The organism is Achromobacter sp. EB05 (genome assembly GCF_044232075.1).
GTDB lineage: Bacteria > Pseudomonadota > Gammaproteobacteria > Burkholderiales > Burkholderiaceae_B > Achromobacter > Achromobacter dolens.
On the sequence record NZ_CP155917.1, the window covers coordinates 2,147,835 to 2,165,658 of the forward strand.

The window sequence follows — 17,824 nt, forward strand, 5'->3', positions numbered from 1 at the left end:
GCGCGGCCCTAGCATGAGCGTTGGTAATGAAGGCGTGCAATATAGTCGTTTGAAAGCGGATCGTAAAGTTCGGACACTGGCGGCCTCGCAGCAAGCCCTGCACCTTTTCCGGAGTCGCTCCATGTCCCGCCGCTTTTTCGGCTGTTCCGCGCGCATCGCGCTTGCCGGCGTCTGCGCCGCGCTGTCTTTCGCTGGTCCGGCGCACGCCGCCGACTATCCTTCCCGCCCCATCAAGCTGGTGGTGCCGTTCGCCGCGGGCGGTTCGACCGACATCGTGGCGCGCCTGGTGGCCGAGTACGCCGGCCGCGACCTGAAGCAGACCATCGTGGTCGAGAACAAGGCTGGCGCGGGCGGTTCGCTCGGCATGGAGCAGGTGGCGCGTTCGACCGCCGACGGCTACACCATCGGCATGGCGACGATGAGCACGCACGGTTCCAATCCGGCGGTCTACCGCAAGATGAACTACGACCCGCTCAAGGACTTCGAGCCGGTGGCCAACGTGCTGGCCGTGCCCAGCATCTTCGCGATCAATCCGCAGGTCCCCGCCAAGAACATGGCCGAGTTCGTCGCCCTGGCCAAGGGCCAGGCGGACAAGTACAGCTTCGCCTCGCCGGGCGTGGGATCGCTGGGGCACGTGAACATCGAGAACTTCATGATGCTGGCCGGCATCAAGCTGCTGCACGTGCCGTATCGCGGCGCGGGCCCGGCGCTCAATGACGTGATGGGCGGGCAGGTGGACGCCATCACCGACAACCTGTCCTCGACCTTGCCGCAGGTGCTGGGCGGCAAGCTGCGGCCGCTGGCGGTGTTGGGCGCCGAGCGTTCGCCGCTGCTGCCGGACGTGCCGACCTACATCGAGCTGGGCTATCCCGACATGGGCACGGGCGGCTGGTTCGGCCTGGTGGCGCCGGCCGGCACGCCGCCGGCGGTGGTCGAGCGCTTGAACCAGGCCGTGCGCGCGGCGATGCAGGATCCGGAGTTCCGCAAGAAGGCCGAGGACGTCGGTGGTACGCTGATGCCGACCACGCCGCAGGAATTCAAGGTCCAGATCGAACAGGCCCTGGCGCGCTACGCCAAAGTCGCCAAGGCCGCCAACATCCAGGCTGACTGACGATGACGAACGCCGACTTCCAAGCTGTTTCCGTGCATGCCCCGACCGCGCCGGCGCTGCCGCTGGTGTGTGATTCGCCGCACAGCGGCGAGCGATATCCCGCCGATTTCGGTGCCGCGGCCAGCCTGGCGCAACTGCGCCAGGGCGAGGACACGCACGTGGACGCCTTGTGGTCGGCGGCGCCGGCATTGGGCGCCACGCTGGTGGCGGCGCACTTTCCGCGCGTCTACATCGATCCCAACCGCACGCTGCGCGATCTGGATCCGGAGCTGCTGGCCGAGCCCTGGCCCGAGCCGCTCGACCCCGGCGAGAAGACCCGCCTGGGCAAGGGCCTGATCTGGCGCCGCATGGACAAGGCCACGCCGATCTACGACCGCAAGCTGTCGCTGGCCGAAGTGCGCCACCGCATCCAGGCGTACTACGAGCCGTATCACGCGGCGCTGGCGCAGGCCATCGAAACCGCGCAACGCGATTTCGGCGCGGTCTGGCACCTGAATCTGCACTCGATGCCGAACGACGCCTACGAACGCCTGGGCCGGGAGAGCGCGCATCCGCTGGCGGACTTCGTGCTGGGCGATCGCGACGGCACCACCTGCGAACCGGAATTCATCGCGCTGATCGAGACGGCGCTGCGCGACCGCGGCTACACGGTGGCGCGCAACGATCCCTACAAGGGCGTGCAGTTGATTGCGCAGATCGGCCAGCCGGCGTTGAACCGCCACAGCCTGCAGATCGAGATCCGGCGTCCGCTGTACATGGACGAGGTTACGCGCGAACGCAATGAGGGCTTCGAGCCGCTGCGCGCGGACCTGTCGCAGGTACTGGCGCAAGTGGCGCAATATGTGCGCTCGCGCATGGCCGCCGTATCGTCGACAAAATAGACTCGGTTGAATATTGTGTGGCCGCTCGGCCGCGATTGAGATCAATCAATCGCGGCCGCGCCTCCGCTTAAGTTTCCCGACGCCGGGCCGTTGTCGCTAACAACGAGCTGCGCCGCCGATTGGCGCGGCCTAAAGGAAACCGGTATGGCCGAGAAGATCATCAATGGTTTTTCCGTCGTGGCGTATGCGACACAACCCGAGGGGCGCATCCCGGCGCGCGCCTTCCTGGAAACGCGACGGTTGCCGGCCAAGGGCGATGCCGCGGCCAAGCCTGCGCCGCAAGCGGATCAGGACGAGGACGGCCAGACGCAGGATGACGCGGATGAGCCGGAAAGCCTGGCCTTCGAGATCTTCGTGACGCGCCGTTTTCGCGGCGCGGTCGAAGCGATGTCGGCGGCGCGCAACGCGCTGGATCGCGTCAAGTCCGTGGATGAGCACGGCGTGCCGGATCACCTGCCGGACTGACGCAGCCCATATTGTTATCCCCACTTTGTATTTGTCGAACGCCTGAGCACGGGCCGATGATGCCGCATGGCAAGCATCGCCATTCACAGTCTGCTCAAAAGGAAGGTTGATGAATACGAACGTCCAAGCGCGCGCCAATCCGGCGCGCGGTATTTCGCGCCGCTCGTTGCTGCGCGCGGCGACCGTGGCCGGCCTGGCCGCGCCGCTCGGCATGCTGGGATCGCGGGTGCTGGCGGCCAATGGCGCGCCGCGCACCTATAAGATCGCGTGGAGCCAGACCGCGGTGTGCCAGTCGCCAGTCTCGGTGGCGCTGGAGCGCGGCTTCTTCGACAAGTACAACCTCAAGGTCGAACGCATCAATTTCAGCGGCTCGACCGATCAATTGCTCGAAGCCATCGCCACCGGCCACGCCGACGGCGGCATCGGCATGGCGCTGCGCTGGCTCAAGCCGCTGGAGCAGGGCTTCGACGTCAAGCTGGCGGTGGGCACGCATGGCGGCTGCATGCGCCTGCTGACGGCGGCGGATTCGCCGGTCAAGCGCGTGCAGGACCTGAAGGGCCGCCGCGTCGCGGTGTCGGACCAGGCCAGCCCGGTGAAGAACTTTTTCGCGATCCGCGTGGCGCAACTGGGCATCGATCCGGAATCGGTGGACTGGCGCCAGTATCCGCAGGACCTGTTCGGCGAGGTGCTGAGAAAGGGGGAAGTCGATGCGATCGCGGGCGATGATCCGCTGATCTACACGCTGCGCGAGGACAACAAGCTGCGCGAGATCGCCACCAACATCGAGGGCGACTACGAGAATCGCACCTGCTGCGTGCTGGGCTTGCGCGGCGACCTGGTCCGCAATGATCCCGAGTCGGCGGCGGCCATCACGCGCGCCGTGATCGACGCGCAACGCTGGACCGCGTCCAACCCCGACGAGACCGCGCGCATCTTCGCGCCGTACGTGCCGGGCAAGGTGCCGGCCGAGCGCGTGGCGGCGATTCTGCGCAGCCACAGCCATGGCCATGCGTCGACCGGCGCAGCGCTGCGCGACGAGATCGTGGGTTATGCCAAGGACCTGAAGACGATCAAGGTGCTCAGCGCCAACCTCGACATCAACAAGTACGCGCAAGCGGTGGTGCCCAATGTCCTCGGCTGACGCGCTGGCGGTGGCCGCGTTGCGCGGCGCGCCGGCCGCCGCGCATCCCTGGCGCCTGTGGAAGACCGGCGTGGTCGCGGCGGCGCTGTGGGCCGCGGTGGGCGCGGTGACATTGCGCTGGCCCAACGTCGAGGTGGGTTTCGTTTCGTGGGGGTATACGCGGGAATTCGGCATCGCGGCGCTGGTGCTGGCGGCATTGCTGCTGCTGGTGGCGGTGGCCGGCGCTGGCCGGCGCCGGCCGGCGCGTGCGCTGCATCGCGGCGGGCCGTGGCTGGTGCTGCTGGCGCTGGCGGTTGGGGCGTGGGAGATCGCGACGGCCAAGCTGGCGTTGCTGCCCAGCCCGTTCTTCGCGCCGCCGCAGTCGCTGATCGAGGTCTACGCGACCGACTACAAGCGGCTGGCGGACAGCCTGGGCAATTCGCTGTGGCTGCTGCTCAATGGCTTCGGCCTGGGCGCGGCGGCGGGCTTCCTGACGGGCGTGGCGATCGGCTGGTCGCGCGGCCTGGGATACTGGGTGCATCCGGTGCTGCGGTTCCTGGGGCCGGTGCCGTCGACGGCGCTGCTGCCGATGGCGTTCTTCTTCTTTCCGTCGGGTTGGTCGGCGGCGGTGTTTCTGATCGCCCTGGCGACGTGGTTTCCGGTCACGGTGTTGACGTGGTCGGGCGTGGCCGGCGTGAACCGCGCCTATTACGACGTGGCGCGCACCATGGGCGCGAGCGAGTGGTTTCTGGTGCTGCGGGTGGCGATTCCAGCGGCGTTGCCGCAGGTGTTCGTCGGACTGTTCATGGGGCTGGGCGCGTCTTTCTCGGTGCTCGTGGCGGCCGAGATGATGGGCGTCAAGTCCGGCTTGGGCTGGTACCTGTCGTGGGCGCAGGGGTGGGCCTCGTACGCCAACATGTACGGCGCGCTGATCGTGATGGCGCTGGTGTTCTCGGGACTGATCACGCTGCTGTTCGCGGGGCGCGACCGCCTGCTGGCCTGGCAGAAGGGAGTGGTGAAATGGTAGTGGCGGCACTGGAAGGCACTGCGGCATCCGCGGCGCGCGGCGCGGCGCTGGCGGTGCGCGGCGTAAACCATCGTTTCGAGCTGGACGGCGCGGCGTTGCCGGTGCTGGACGACATTGACCTGGAGGTGCGGCCCGGCGAATTCGTCGCGCTGCTGGGCCCCAGCGGCTGCGGCAAGTCGACCCTGCTGCGGCTGGTGGCGGGGCTGGAGCCGCCGGCGCAGGGGGATCTGCTGGCCGATGACGAGCCGATAGACGGGCCATCGCCATCGCGCATCGTGGTGTTCCAGGATCCGACGCTGTATCCATGGCGCACGGTCTGGCACAACGTGGCGCTCGGCCTGCAGGCGCGGGGTCTGTTGAAGACGCAGCGCGCCCGCGTCGACGACGCGCTGCAGCGCGTGGGCCTGGCGGCCTTCGGCCAGGCCTATCCGCACCAACTGTCGGGCGGCATGGCGCAGCGCGCGGCATTGGCGCGCGCGCTGGTGAACGATCCGCGCATCCTGATCCTGGACGAGCCGCTGGGCAAGCTCGATTCGCTGACGCGGATCGCGATGCAGTCCGAGCTGGTGGAACTGTGGCAGCGCAGCGGTTTCACCGCCTTGCTGGTAACGCACGACGTGGAAGAGGCGCTGTTCATGGCATCGCGCATCATCGTGCTGAGCGAGCGGCCGGCGCGCATCAAGGACGAGATCGTCAATGACCTGCCGTATCCGCGCCATCGCGGCGATCCGCGCCTGGCCGAGCTGCGGCGCCGCGCGCTGGCGTTGTTGGGACTGGATGCGACGTGGTGAGCAACGCGGGGTTGGCGCTGGCTGTCGCGTTGGCGCCGGCCAGCATGCTGGCGTGCCTGGCCGCCGCTCGCCGACGCGCCGACGGTCAGGCGATCACGGCCGGCCTGCCGTTGCCGGTGCTGGCGGCGCTGGCCCTGGCGGCCGCGATTGGCGTGGTGGCGCTGGGCTGGCAGCGAACGCAGGGGGCGCCCGGGCTGTTGGGGTCTCGGCTCGGACACCTGGCGTTGGCCGCGGCGGCGTTGTTGTTGCTGGCGGGGCTGGCCGCCGCCTGGCTGCATAGCCGCGCGCCGGAACGCGCGGCGCGGGCCGAGTGGCGCCGGGCCGGCGCCACGCTGCTGGGCACGATGGCGCTGCTGGCGGCGTTGCTGGCCGTGGCGATTGCCTGGCAGTCGGATGAAGCGCTGGCGATCGCGCATTGGCCGTTCGCGTGGCGCTACGACGCCGACCTGCCGGTCAGCGGCCACACCTGGCGCCGCCTGTGGCTGGCGCTGGGATTGACGCTGGTGGCGCTGGCGCTGCTGACCGCGGCTTTGTTCGCGCGGCGCGGCAGGCTGGTATTGCTGACGGCCGCCGCGGGATTATTGGCCAGCGCCAGTTGGCCCGCGCCGCGGCTCTTGTTGACGGAGGCGACGCACACGTCCTATCAGCGTTCGCCGCTGGTGTTTTCGGATGACAACCTGCTGCGGGGCGCGCGCCTGTACCAGGCGCATTGCGCGGCTTGCCATGGGGTCCGGGCGGATGGGCGCGGCGTGCTCGCGGCCGCACTGCCCGCCTGGCCCAGCGTGCTGGGCGCGGCGTTGTTCGACAACCGGCTGGAGGGCGAGTTGCATGCGCGCCTGGCGCGCGAGGGCGCGGCGCACGGCGGCGCGGTGGCGCCAGGGAAGGCGCTGTCGCCGGACCAGGTCTGGCTGGTGCTGGACTATCTTCGCGTGCAGGCCTATGGCGTCAGCGGCGGCGCGGGGATGCCGGCGATTCCGGCGCCGGTGGTGGCGTTGGCCTGCCGCGATGGGCGCGCCGTCACGTTGTCGGAGCTGCGCGGCCTGCCGGTGCGGGTGGCGGCCTTCCGCCCCGACGCGCCGCCAGAGCCCCTGGATCCGCGCCTGCTGACCGTCGCATTGACGCGCGGCGGCACGCCGGCGGCGGAAGCCGATTGCGTGGCGGCGAGTGAGGCGGCGTGGGAGGCCTATGCGCTGGCCGCGGGCGTGGCGCCGGCCGACCTGGCGGGCGCGCAGTTCATGGTGGACCGGCGCGGCTGGCTGCGGGCGCGACGGCTGCCGGGCGCGGCGCCGGCCTGGACCAGCGCGGACAACGTCTGCGGTCCGGGCGGGCGCATGGAGAACACCTCGGCCCAGGGACTGGGCGCGCTGTTGCAGGCGATGGATCGTTCCCCCATCGATATTCCGGATACGCGGCGCAGGCATTGACGCGCCATCGCGCGGCGTGGCGGCCGGGCATCTTTTCCTTTCACCCTTTACTACCGCGAGGCAGGCAAGATGAGTACGTTGAACGAATACCTGGGCCAGAAGCGCGAGGCGGTGCTGGCGCGCAATGCGCGTGATCCGGGCACGGTGACGCCGGTGAAGCTGCGCGCGCATGTCAGCGCCGAAGGGCGCAGCGGCGTGCGCCGCATACGCATCCGCGACCATCAGGTGGTGAGCGACAGCCCGGCGGATTTCGCCGGCTACGACCTGGGGCCGAGTTCGCCGGAGCTGCTGCTGGGATCGCTGGGCAGTTGCCTGACGCACATCTTCCTGATCAAGGCGGCCGAGCTGGAGTTGCCGCTGGACTCGCTGGAAGTCGAGATCGAAGGCGACCTGGATCCGCGCGGCGGCAAGCCGGGCTATGAGAAGGTGCCGTTCTACCCGCACAACATCCGCTACACGGCGCACATCGTGTCGCCGGCCGATCCGCAGGCGGTGCGGGCGGTGCATGAGGCGGTGGAGCAGTGGTGCCCGATCCTCAACCTGCTCAAGCAACCGCAGCCGCTGCAAGGCAGCGTGCGGCACACCCGGCCGGGGGCTTGAGCGGCGGCCATTCGCGCTGCGCGTGGCGCGCCGGCCGGGCCGGGACGCCAGGCCAGGCCGATGGAGAGGGGTTCAGGTCAGCGAGCTGCGCATCAGGATCTCGGTCAAGGCCCGGGTGGGCTTGTTGGGCGTGGGCGCCGAGATGACGATGAATTCGACCTGCGGCAGCGCCGGCAGGGCCAGCGCGCCGGCCGGCGCGGCCAGCCCGGCGGTGGAAAGGTGCGAAGGCTGCACGGTGATGCCCAGGCCGGCGCGGGCGGCCGCCTGGCAGCCGGCATAGCTGGTGCTGGTACAGACGATCTGCCAGCCGCGGCCGGCGCGCGCCAGCGCATCCAGCGCCAGGGTGCGGGTGACGCTCGGCTCGCGCAGCAGGATCAGCGGCAGCGGCGCGTCGGACGCCAGGCGCAGCCCTTCCTTGGCGCGCCACAGCAGGGCCTCCTTGTGCAGGGTCTGGCCGCGGCGGTCGCCGCGGCGGCGCTTGCCGATCATCACGTCCAGGCCGTTGTCGTCCAGCAGGCGGTAGAGGTCGCTGGTGACGCCGATGGTGATGTCCAGCTCCACTTCGGGATGCGCCTGTCGGAACGCGGCCAGCACGTCGGGCAGCGGCCCCATCGCCAGGTCGTCGGAGGTGCCGAGCCGTACGCGGCCGCGCAGCCGCGGGGCGTCGAACAGCCGTTCGGCGCGCTCGTGCGCGTCGAGGATGATCTCGGCATGCACCAAGAGGCTGCGGCCGTCGCTGGTCAGGGCCAGCGAGTGGGTGTCGCGCAGGAACAGGCGGCGGTTCAGGGCCAGCTCCAGTTGGCGGATGTGTTCGCTGACGGTGGGCTGGGTCAGGCCGAGGCGGCGCGCCGCCTCGCTGAAGCTGGGCGCGCCCGCGGCGGCGGCGAAGGTCTTGAGCCAGAGCGGATTGAGCATGGCGGCCTGCTTATAGGAAAGTCCGATAGCAGCTAAAGTAACCAGCGGCCTTCACGATAGCAAGCGGCGCGCCTATAGTTTCCGCAACCTTCCCGGAAACCTCCCGCCATGCGCCGCTTCCTGCCTGACCAGTTCACCCTCATCCTGATCGCCACCGTGGCGTTCGCCAGCTTTTTCCCCGCCGTGGGCAAGGGCGCGTCGTTCATGATGGTGGCCAGCAACGTGGCGATTTCGCTGCTGTTCTTCCTGCACGGCGCGCGCCTGTCGACGGACGCGATCGTGGCCGGGGTCAAGGACGTGCGGCTGCATGCGCTGATCCTGGGCTGCACCTTCATCCTGTTCCCGGCGCTGGGGCTGGCGCTGCGGGCCGTGTTTCCCGGGCTGCTGACGCCGTCGCTGTGGCTGGGCGTGATCTTCGTGTGCACGCTGTCCTCCACGGTGCAGTCGTCGATCGCCTTCACGTCGATGGCGCGCGGCAACGTGCCGGGCGCCATTTGCGCGGCCACTGCATCCAACCTGCTGGGCACGGTGCTGACGCCGCTGCTGGTGGCGGTGCTGCTGCATCGCCAGGGCGGGGGCCACGGCCTGGCCGATGCCGGCCGCATCCTGCTGCAGTTGCTGCTGCCGTTCGCGGTGGGCAGCCTGCTGCGGCCGTGGATCGGCGCCTGGGCGCAGCGCAACAGCCGCATCCTGTCGAAAGTGGACCGCAGTTCGATCCTGCTGGCGGTCTATACCGCGTTCAGCGAAGCGGTGGCGCAGGGCATCTGGCACGCGTTCCCGGCGATCGACCTGGCGACCATGGTGCTGGTCAATGCGTTGCTGCTGGGGGCGGTGCTGCTGATCACGACGTGGGGCAGCCGCAAGCTGGGACTGTCCAAGGAGAACGAGATCACGCTGGTGTTCTGCGGCTCGAAGAAGTCGCTGGCGTCCGGCATTCCGCTGGCCACCGTGCTGTTCGGCACCTCGCAGATGGGCATTGTGGTGCTGCCGCTGATGATCTTCCACCAGATGCAGTTGATGGTCTGCGCGGTGCTGGCGCGCCGCTATGCCGATCGCGCCGAACCGGCGCAGGCGGCCGAACCGGCCCGCGCCTGACGCCGCGCCGGTCCGCGCCTGAGGCCGCGCCGGCACGCGCCTGACGGGTCAGCCGCCGCTGGCCAGCGGCTGGATCTTGCCGCTGGGCTGCCAGTAGACGGCGCCGTCGCGCTCCTGCACCGTCAGCACCGTGAGGCGGCCGTTCTTACAGGGGCCGCCCACGCACAGGCCGGTGTCGGGCTGGTAGGTGGCGCCGTGGCGCGCGCACATGATCAGGTCGCCGGCGCGCGTGAAGAAACTGCCTTCCCAGTCGAGTTCCACGCCCATGTGCGCGCAGCGGTTCAGATAGCCATGGACCCGGTCCTGGTAGCGCACGAAGAACGCCGTGGTCTGCCCCGCGCTGTCGGAGACCGGCAGTTTGACGCCCAGCCCGCCATTGACCAGGTCGGTGGCGGCGCAGACGCGGACTTCGGGAGCGATGCGTGAATCCTGCATGGAAGGCCTTGGAATCAAAGGGTGCGATCTTGGGTCAGGGGGCGGGGCTTGTCAATCGGCCGGCGCGGCGGTGTTTTCCTGCTGCCGCGCCCACATCGCGGCATACAGGCCGCCCGCGGCCAGCAAGTACGTGTGGCGGCCGCGTTCGGCGATGCGGCCATCCTCCAGCACGATGATCTCGTCGGCATCGGCCACGGTGGACAGGCGGTGGGCGATGATGAGCGTGCTGCGGCCGCGGCTGACTTCGCGCAGGTTGGCCTGGATGTCGCGCTCGGTGCGGGTATCGAGCGCGCTGGTGGCCTCGTCGAACAGGAAGATGGCCGGGTCCTTGAGCAGGGTGCGGGCGATGGCCACGCGCTGCTTTTCGCCGCCGGACAGCTTGAGGCCGCGTTCGCCCACCATGGTCTGGTAGCCGTCGGGCATGGCCATGATCAGGTCGTGGATGTGCGCCAGCCGGGCGGCGTGCTCGATCTCGGCGTCAGTGGCGCCGGGACGGCCGTAGCCGATGTTGTAGCGGATGGTGTCGTTGAACAGCACGGTGTCCTGCGGCACCACGCCGATGGCGGCGCGCAGGCTGGACTGGGTGACGTCGCGGATGTCCTGGCCGTCGACCAGGATGGCGCCGGCGTCGGCGTCGTAGAAGCGGAACAGCAGCCGCGCGATGGTGGACTTGCCCGCGCCCGAGGTGCCGACCACGGCCACGGTCTTGCCGGCCGGCAGCGTGAAGCTCACGCCCTTGAGGATGGGCCGGCGTTCGTCGTAGCCAAAGCGCACGTCGCGGAATTCGACCGCGCCGCCTTCCACGCGCAGCGGCTGCGCGTCCGGGCGGTCCGCCACTTCGCGGTCCTGTCCCAGCAGCTCGAACATGCGTTCCATGTCGATCATGGCCTGCTTGATTTCGCGGTAGATGAAGCCGAAGAAACTGAGCGGCGAGTACAACTGCAGCAGGTAGGTGTTGACCAGCACGAAGTCGCCCAGGGTGTAGCGGCCCGCGGCGATGCCGTTGGCGGCCATCCACATCACCAGCGTGAGCCCGGCGGAGATGATGATGGCCTGGCCGACGTTGAGGATCGACAGGCTCACCTGGCTGCGCACCGCGGCGCGCTCGTAGCGGGTGAGCGAGGCGTCGTAGCGGCGCGCTTCGTGTTCCTCGTTGCCGAAGTACTTGACCGTCTCGTAGTTCAGCAGGCTCTCGATGGCCTTGGTGTTGGCCTCGGAGTCGGTTTCGTTCATGAGCCGGCGGAACTTGGCGCGCCATTCGGTGACGGCCAGCGTGTAGGCCATGTACAGGATCACCGTCGCGCCGGTGGCCAGCGCCAGCCAGGCGTCGAACATGCGCCACAGCACGACGCAGACCAGGCCGATCTCGAAGAAGGTCGGCAGGATGTTGAACAGCAGGAACGACAGCAGCGTCTGGATGCCCTTGGTGCCGCGCTCGATGGCGCGGGTCAGGCCGCCGGTCTGGCGTGTCAGGTGGAAACGCAGCGCCAGGCCGTGCAGGTGACGGAAGATGCGCAGGCCGACCGAACGGATGGCGTGCTGGCCGACGCGGGCGAAGAGGGCATCGCGCAGTTCCGAGAACAGCAGGGACAGGACCCGCGCGCCGCCATAGGCCAGGATCAGGCCCAGCGGCACCGTCACCGCGCCCGGCGCGCCCTGGCCCAGTGCGTCGATGGCGTGCTTGTAGAGCACAGGCACGTACACGGTGGCCGCCTTGGCGGCGAACAGGCAAAGCAGGGCGGCCACCACGCGCGCCTTGAGGCCTGCCTGGCCGGGCGGCCAGAGGTACGGAAAGAGGGTGCGCAGGGTGGCGAAGCCACCGCGGCCGGGCGTGCGGGAATCAGGTGCGGTCATGGGGGCGAGAGCTGCTCAGGCGGGGGCGGGCCAGGGTTCCAGTGGGGGTGACAGGCCCCGAAAAGGCCCATTATCGGGCACCAGCGCTATGATCTAGTTGAAAACCCCTGGGATGGACGTATCACTCCCGGGGGTTTTCCATCCGGTTTTCGCATTGTTTTTCCATACGGGCGCAGCAGGGCGGGCCCGTTATCAACGGTAGGCCAGGGGTACGCCCGGCAACATCCCTGGCTGCGCGACCTGGCGCGATTTCGCCGTGCGAGCGTCGCGTCGCAAGCTTCGGAGGGTGTTATGGCGAAGGTACCCACAGTGAAACTGAACGACGGCGGCAAGATTCCGCAATTGGGCCTGGGTGTGTGGCAGGTGCCCGATGACCAGGCCGCGGCCAGCGTCAAGGAAGCGCTGGCGGCCGGCTACCGTTCGGTGGACACCGCCGCGATCTACGGCAACGAATCCGGCGTGGGCGCCGGGCTGCGCGCGGCGGGCGTGGCGCGCAAGGATCTGTTCATCACCACCAAGCTGTGGAACGACAGGCACGGGTTCGATGCCGCCCACCAGGCGATGGATGAAAGCCTGGAAAAGCTCGGCCTGGCCTATGTGGACCTATATCTGATCCACTGGCCGGTGGCGGGCAGCGACAAGTTCGTGGACGCCTGGCGCGCCATGATCGAGATGAAGGAAGACGGCCGCGCCCGTTCGATCGGCGTGTCCAATTTCACCCAGGCCAACCTGGAACGGCTGATCGATGCCACCGGCGTCACGCCAGCGGTCAACCAGATCGAACTGCATCCGGGCTTCGCGCAGCGCGAGTTGCGGGCCTTTCACGACAGGCATGGCATCGCCACCGAGTCCTGGAGTCCGCTGGCGCAAGGCAAGATCACCCAGGACAAGACCATCCTGGAGCTGGCGCGCAAGCATGGCAAGTCGCCGGCCCAGGTGACGCTGCGATGGCATCTGCAGCACGGCCTGATCGTGATCCCGAAGTCGGTGACGCCGGCGCGCATCCGCGAGAACATCGACGTGTTCGATTTCGAGTTGTCGGGCGCGGAGATGGCGGCGATCGACGCCATCAAGGAAGGGCCCCGCCTGGGACCCGATCCGGAGAAGTTCGGCAAGTAGGACGGACGCGGGCGGCGGGCGCCGCCGGCGTGCCCGGGGCTTGCGCGAGGCGGATTCCCGTATCGACCGGCCCTACGCCTCGGGTTGCCTGGGCGGGAAGAACCAGTAGCGCACGATGACCACCAGCAGGATGGTCAGCGCCGTCCACGAGGCCCAGTGCCAGGCGCCGGTGCCCAGCAGCGCCGCCAGCAGGCCGAAGATGCTGAGCACACCCAGGAGGATCGGCACGCCCCAGACGAACAGGAAGCCGCGCGGGGATTTCTTGTTCATGCGGGACTCCGTTGCGGGGTGGCGGCGGCCTGGTGCTTGCGCACCAGTTCGGCGATGCGGGCTTCGGTGGCGCGGCGCCGCGCCAGCCACAGGTAGAGGCCGCTGACCAGCACCACGATGGTGATCAGATCGAGCACGGCCCAGATGATCTTCAGGGGCAGGCCGCCGTAGTCGCCGAAGTGCAGCGGACGCGACAATTCCAGCGCGGTCAGGTACCAGGGCATTTTCGCGATGGTGGTCAGCTCGCCGCTGCGGCCGTCGATCAGCACGGGCGTGTTCATCTTGGAGGTCAGGGGCGTGGCGCCGCGCATCCAGGTGATGTAGTGGTGCGGACTGCCGAAGGCGTTGCCGGGGAAGGCGATGAACGACACTTCGTTGCCTGGCAGGGCCTTGCGCGCGGTGTCCGCCGCGCTCTGGGCCGACGACAGTTCGGCGGGCACGCCCTGGCCCTTGTAGGGTTCGAGGATGCGCACCAGTTCGGTGGATTGCCACAGGCGGAACAGCGGCGTGGACAGTTCGTTGATGACGCCGGTCAGGCCCACCACGAAGGCCCACACCAGCGTCACGATGCCGAGCAGGTTGTGCAGGTCGAGCCATTTGAGGCGGGTGGAGCGGCCGGCGCGCACGGTGCCGAATTCCAGCTTCTTCATGAAGGGGCCGTACAGCACCACGCCGGAAACGATGGCGATACAGAACAGCAGACCCATGAAGCCCAGGAACAGCTCGCCCGGCAGGCTGGCGAACAGGTCGACGTGCAGGGCCAGCATGATGCCCATGAAAGAGAACTTGTCTTCGGTGTAGAGCGGGCCATCGAGCAGCACGTCGCCGGTGCGGCCGTCCATGCGCACCGCGTGGCCGGAGACCTGGCCGTCGCCAGGCTTCTTGGCCATGCCGACGTAGACCTGGGGTTCGTCGGGATCGAAGAACAGGTAGTCGACCACTTCGCCCGGATACATGGACTTGGCGCGCTCGACCAGGGTGTCCAGATTGGCCGGCGGGGTGGAGGCGGGCACGTCCGACAAGGGCTTGGCATCGTCGAGCCAGTGCTCGATTTCGTGGTGGAACACCAGCGGCAGGCCGGTCAGGCAGATGATGAGCAGGAAGATCGTACAGACCAGACTGGTCCACTTGTGGACCAGGTACCAGGTTTTGATGGTGGAGGCGGCGGTCATGGCGACGGCGGGGCGGCTGGCGCGGCCCCCTTCAGGATGGATTTTGGGAAAGACGGAACATTATCACGAATAATAGCTATTCTCGTAACGCAATTTTGCGAATGCGCGTGTGAAAGCCAGGTGTAATCGGGGACGTATAAAAGCGGGTTAAAAAGAAACATGGGCCCGATTGGGCGGGCTGGATCATCATGCAGCAACGTTTTCTGAAAGTGCCGCGCAACGAGCTGGGCCGTGATTTCGCGGTGGGCGACGTGCATGGTTGTTTTACCCGCCTGCAGGACAGCCTGGGGCGGATGGGGTTCGACGCCAGCCGCGACCGGCTGTTTTCTGTTGGCGACCTGGTCGACCGGGGGCCGGAGAGCGAGGCCGCGCTGGAGTGGCTGGCGCAGCCCTGGTTCTACGCGGTGCAGGGCAACCACGAGGACTATGCCGTGCGCCACGTGCGCACCGGGCAGGTGGACGTGGTGAACTGGCGCGGCTACGGCGGCGGCTGGTTCCTGGACCTGCCTGCCGACCGCCAGCAGGTCTATGCGGAAGCCTTCGGGCAGTTGCCCATCGCGATCGAGGTGGACACCTCGGCCGGTCCGGTGGGGCTGCTGCACGCGGACTGTCCGGTGCTGTTCTGGCCACGCCTGGAATCGGCGCTGCAGGACCGCTACAAGCGCACCAGCGCGGCCTGCCAGTGGTCGCGCGAGCGGCTGCGGCAACTGGACCGCACCGGGGTGCGCGGCGTGCGCGCCGTGGTGGCGGGCCACACGCCCGTGGCCGCGCCGCTGGCGCTGGGCAACGTCTATCACATCGATACCGAGGGCTGGAAGGACGGCTACTTCACCTTCCTCGACCTGGCAACGCTGCAGGCCTGGCCGCGCGCGGTGGTGACCGAGCCGGATACGGAAGCGGTCCGCTGACGCGGGCCGCGCGCCCTCGATCCGGCCGCGCCTACCAGCGGTAGGTCGCGGTCGCCAGCACCGTGCGCTGATCGCCATAGCGGCAGGCGCCAGCGCTGCAATTGCTGAGATAGGTCTTGTTGCCCAGGTTGCGCACGTTCAGCGCCAGGTTCCAGCCCTGTACCTGGTAGCCGATCATCGCGTCGAACAGCGTGTAGCCCGGCAGCTTCTCTGCGGCCGACTCCTGGTAGCCCCAGTTCGGTCCGGTGTAGCGCGCGCCCAGGCCGATCTTGATGCCGGATGCGAAGCGGTAGTCGGTCCACAGCGCGATCTGGTTGCGCGACACCGCCTGCATCTGCTTGCCGACTTCGCTGGGCGTGCTGCTGGCCGTGACCTCGGCCTTGGGCGTGTACGTGTAGGCGGCCACCACGTTCATCTGCGGCAGCGGCCGGAACGCGGCTTCCAACTCCAGGCCACGCACCTGCACCTCGCCGGTCTGCTTGGGCAGGAACTCGGGCGTATAGGTGATGTAGTTGTGGCGCCGCAGGTCGAACACCGCCGCGCTGTAGCGGCTGCGCCCGCCGGGCGGCTCGTAACGGATGCCGAGTTCGTACTGGCGCCCGGTTTCCGGCCGCATCGGGCTGTTGGTCACCGGGTCGATGGTGGCGGTGGGCGAGAACGATTCGGCGTAGCTGAAGTACGGCGCGATGCCGCTCGGATGCAGGTAGACCAGGCCGGCGCGCTTGCTGAAATAGTGCTCGGAGATCTTGGTGCGGGAGCCGTCGATGTTGCTGTCCACGTCCGCGCTGGCCTTGTCGTAGCGGCCGCCGAGCGTGGCCACCCAGTTGCCCCATTTGATCTGGTCCTGCAGGTAGAAGCCGGTCTGGGCCAGCCGGGTGGTGGCGTCGAACCAGGGCGCGGCGGTCTCGACCGGGCTGCCGTAGGACGGCGAATAGCCGTCGATGGGCGCGACCACGCCGTCGTTGTAGGTGCGCTGGTAATTGCGCGAACGCTGGTAGTCCAGTCCGAACAGGAAGGTGTGGGTCCAGTCGCCCAGGGCGACCTTGGCCTGCGCCTGGTTGTCGATGGTGAAGAGCCGCGCGTTTTCCTGGCTGCCGAACGGGAACCGTTCCAGCAGGCGGAAGTTGGCGGGGTCGTCCGGGTTGGCGGGGTTGACCGTGGCGAAGCCGCCGCGCACGTAGACCTGGCGGTAATCGACGCTGGTGTAGCCGTAGCGCGTGTTCTGGCGCACGGTCCAGGTGTCGTTCAGGCGGTGTTCCAGCAGATAGCCGACCATCCACTGTTCCTGGTTGAAGCGGTCGAAGCCCGGTTCGCCCACATAGGTATTGCGCGAGAATTTCCCGTTCGGATTGGGTAGCTGCGTGCCGATCTCGGGAAAGCTGCCGTAGGAACTGCCGTCGCGCACCCGCAGATAGTGCGACAGCAGGGTCAGGGTGGTGTCGCTCGATGGCTTGAGGGTCAGCGCCGGCGCGATGAAGAACCGGTCGTTGGGCAGGCCGCTGGCGGGCAGCTCGGCGTCGCGCGCCAGGCCCGTGATGCGGTAGAGCACCTTGCCGTTGTCATCCAGCGGGCCCGAGAAGTCGCCGGCCACCTGGCGCCGCGAATGGTCGCCGACCTGCGCTTCCAGTTCGTGCAGGGGTTCGTCGGTGGGGCGCTTGCTGACGACGTTGATCATGCCGCCCGCGCCGTTCTGGCCGTACAGCACCGAGGTCGGGCCGCGCAGCACCTCGATGCGCTCGGCGCCGTAGACCTCGGTCTGCCAGACCGCCCAGCTGTTGTTGTTGCGCAGCTGCAGGCCGTCCAGGTAGTAGCCCGGCGTCTGCGCGTCGAAGCCGCGGATGATGGTCCAGTCAAAGCGCGTGTCGGCGCCCCAGGGCAGGGTGTTGATGCCCGGGGTGTAGGCCAGGCTTTCCTTCAGGCGCGAGGCGCCGGTTTCGCGGATGAAATCGGCGGTGACGACGGAGATCGACTGCGGCGTTTCGAGAATGCTGCTGTCGGTCTTGGTGCCGGTGGCGCTGCGGCTGGCCACATAGCCGTCCACCGGGCTCCAGGCCGTTTCGGGGCGGCCGGTGACGGTGACGGCCGGCAGCGTGGCGGGGCTGTCGGCGGTGGGCGCCGGACGCAGCGCATAGGCGCCGTTGGCGCCGCGCACGACGCGCAGGCCCTGGCCCTGCAGCAGGGTGGCGAAGCCGTCCTGCACGGAATAGGCGCCGTTCAGGCCGGGGCTGGTCTTGCCGCGGGTCAGGGCGCCGTCGGCCGACAGCTCGATCCCCGCCTCGCTGGTGTAGCGGGTCAGGGTCTGGTCCAGCGGCCCGGATGGGATCTGGTAGGTGCGCACCGGTGTCTGCGTCCCGGCGGGCGCAGGCGCTACCTGGGCTGGCGCCGGCGAGGTGGCCAGGAGGGCGCCGCCCAGCGCCAGGCAGAGCGCGGCGCGGCGCGGGAGCAGGCGGGGGGCGGTGGGCCGCGCGGAGAGGGGCGCGGTGATGCGGAACGGAGAGGAAAGGTGGCGGCTCGCCATCGGGTCGATCCCAGAAAGTACGGAAGAAAGTGTTGCGACTGCTATGTCTTCCGGACGAGCGGGCGATTTCCTCAATGCCGCGCCAACAAAAATTGCAACAGGGGCCAGGGTTTGCGCGG

Annotated in this window: 17 protein-coding genes; 11 read left to right on the forward strand and 6 right to left on the reverse strand. The window is 68.6% G+C overall.

The window, feature by feature from the left end; translation table 11 throughout:
- Positions 1 to 121: 121 nt before the first annotated feature.
- From AAID08_RS09945 to AAID08_RS09980, 8 genes are all read left to right on the forward strand, one after another.
- Positions 122 to 1,111: a tripartite tricarboxylate transporter substrate binding protein gene (locus AAID08_RS09945; RefSeq protein WP_049074970.1), complete on the forward strand. Its 990-nt coding sequence runs from the start codon at positions 122 to 124 to the stop codon at positions 1,109 to 1,111.
- 2 nt (positions 1,112 to 1,113) lie between these two features.
- Positions 1,114 to 1,992 (forward strand): N-formylglutamate amidohydrolase, encoded by an 879-nt coding sequence (locus tag AAID08_RS09950; protein WP_064528665.1) that lies wholly within the window; start codon positions 1,114 to 1,116, stop codon positions 1,990 to 1,992.
- A 144-nt stretch (positions 1,993 to 2,136) separates the two neighbouring features.
- Complete coding sequence (locus AAID08_RS09955) at positions 2,137 to 2,457, forward strand: hypothetical protein (protein WP_064528667.1); 321 nt, start codon at positions 2,137 to 2,139, stop codon at positions 2,455 to 2,457.
- A gap of 109 nt (positions 2,458 to 2,566) precedes the next feature.
- Positions 2,567 to 3,598 carry an ABC transporter substrate-binding protein gene (locus tag AAID08_RS09960; RefSeq protein ID WP_175167683.1) on the forward strand — a complete coding sequence of 344 codons (1,032 nt, stop codon included), beginning with the start codon at positions 2,567 to 2,569 and terminating at the stop codon, positions 3,596 to 3,598.
- The gene (locus AAID08_RS09965; RefSeq protein WP_054503834.1) at positions 3,585 to 4,604 is read left to right on the forward strand and encodes an ABC transporter permease; all 1,020 of its coding nucleotides are present in this window, start codon (positions 3,585 to 3,587) and stop codon (positions 4,602 to 4,604) included. The genes AAID08_RS09960 and AAID08_RS09965 overlap by 14 nt, the downstream gene beginning before the upstream one ends.
- Positions 4,598 to 5,395, forward strand: a complete 798-nt coding sequence (locus tag AAID08_RS09970) for an ABC transporter ATP-binding protein (protein WP_054503833.1) — start codon at positions 4,598 to 4,600, stop codon at positions 5,393 to 5,395. Before AAID08_RS09965 ends, AAID08_RS09970 begins: the two co-directional genes overlap by 7 nt.
- Positions 5,389 to 6,819 (forward strand): c-type cytochrome, encoded by a 1,431-nt coding sequence (locus AAID08_RS09975; RefSeq protein WP_244976917.1) that lies wholly within the window; start codon positions 5,389 to 5,391, stop codon positions 6,817 to 6,819. The genes AAID08_RS09970 and AAID08_RS09975 overlap by 7 nt, the downstream gene beginning before the upstream one ends.
- Positions 6,820 to 6,888: 69 nt before the next feature.
- On the forward strand, positions 6,889 to 7,419 hold the full coding sequence (locus AAID08_RS09980; protein WP_064528671.1) for an OsmC family protein: 531 nt from the start codon (positions 6,889 to 6,891) through the stop codon (positions 7,417 to 7,419).
- 72 nt (positions 7,420 to 7,491) lie between these two features.
- On the opposite strand, the gene AAID08_RS09985 is transcribed toward AAID08_RS09980, so the two are convergent.
- Positions 7,492 to 8,334 (reverse strand): LysR family transcriptional regulator, encoded by an 843-nt coding sequence (locus AAID08_RS09985; RefSeq protein WP_064528673.1) that lies wholly within the window; start codon positions 8,332 to 8,334, stop codon positions 7,492 to 7,494.
- Positions 8,335 to 8,442: 108 nt separating this feature from the next.
- Between AAID08_RS09985 and AAID08_RS09990 the strand changes: the two genes are divergently transcribed.
- A complete protein-coding gene (locus tag AAID08_RS09990) occupies positions 8,443 to 9,429 on the forward strand; it encodes a bile acid:sodium symporter family protein (RefSeq protein ID WP_116792086.1) in 987 nt (328 codons plus the stop codon).
- A 48-nt stretch (positions 9,430 to 9,477) separates the two neighbouring features.
- Here the strand turns inward: AAID08_RS09990 and AAID08_RS09995 are convergent, their stop codons facing one another.
- Positions 9,478 to 9,864 carry a Rieske (2Fe-2S) protein gene (locus AAID08_RS09995; protein ID WP_395757582.1) on the reverse strand — a complete coding sequence of 129 codons (387 nt, stop codon included), beginning with the start codon at positions 9,862 to 9,864 and terminating at the stop codon, positions 9,478 to 9,480.
- A gap of 51 nt (positions 9,865 to 9,915) precedes the next feature.
- Positions 9,916 to 11,718: an ABC transporter ATP-binding protein/permease gene (locus tag AAID08_RS10000; RefSeq protein WP_162876637.1), complete on the reverse strand. Its 1,803-nt coding sequence runs from the start codon at positions 11,716 to 11,718 to the stop codon at positions 9,916 to 9,918.
- A gap of 291 nt (positions 11,719 to 12,009) precedes the next feature.
- Between AAID08_RS10000 and AAID08_RS10005 the strand changes: the two genes are divergently transcribed.
- Entirely contained in the window at positions 12,010 to 12,837 is an 828-nt protein-coding gene (locus AAID08_RS10005) for an aldo/keto reductase (RefSeq protein WP_049074951.1), read from the forward strand.
- A 72-nt stretch (positions 12,838 to 12,909) separates the two neighbouring features.
- Here the strand turns inward: AAID08_RS10005 and AAID08_RS10010 are convergent, their stop codons facing one another.
- Together AAID08_RS10010 and AAID08_RS10015 are read right to left on the reverse strand one after the other, a co-directional pair.
- Positions 12,910 to 13,107 carry a hypothetical protein gene (locus AAID08_RS10010; protein WP_054503827.1) on the reverse strand — a complete coding sequence of 66 codons (198 nt, stop codon included), beginning with the start codon at positions 13,105 to 13,107 and terminating at the stop codon, positions 12,910 to 12,912.
- Positions 13,104 to 14,279, reverse strand: a complete 1,176-nt coding sequence (locus AAID08_RS10015; protein WP_054503826.1) for a PepSY domain-containing protein — start codon at positions 14,277 to 14,279, stop codon at positions 13,104 to 13,106. The genes AAID08_RS10010 and AAID08_RS10015 overlap by 4 nt, the downstream gene beginning before the upstream one ends.
- 188 nt (positions 14,280 to 14,467) lie before the next feature.
- Between AAID08_RS10015 and AAID08_RS10020 the strand changes: the two genes are divergently transcribed.
- Positions 14,468 to 15,187, forward strand: coding sequence for a metallophosphoesterase (locus AAID08_RS10020; RefSeq protein ID WP_054503825.1), 720 nt, complete (start codon positions 14,468 to 14,470; stop codon positions 15,185 to 15,187).
- 31 nt (positions 15,188 to 15,218) lie between these two features.
- Here AAID08_RS10020 and AAID08_RS10025 read toward each other — a convergent pair whose 3' ends face one another.
- Positions 15,219 to 17,705 carry a TonB-dependent siderophore receptor gene (locus tag AAID08_RS10025; RefSeq protein ID WP_395757583.1) on the reverse strand — a complete coding sequence of 829 codons (2,487 nt, stop codon included), beginning with the start codon at positions 17,703 to 17,705 and terminating at the stop codon, positions 15,219 to 15,221.
- Positions 17,706 to 17,824: the final 119 nt, after the last annotated feature.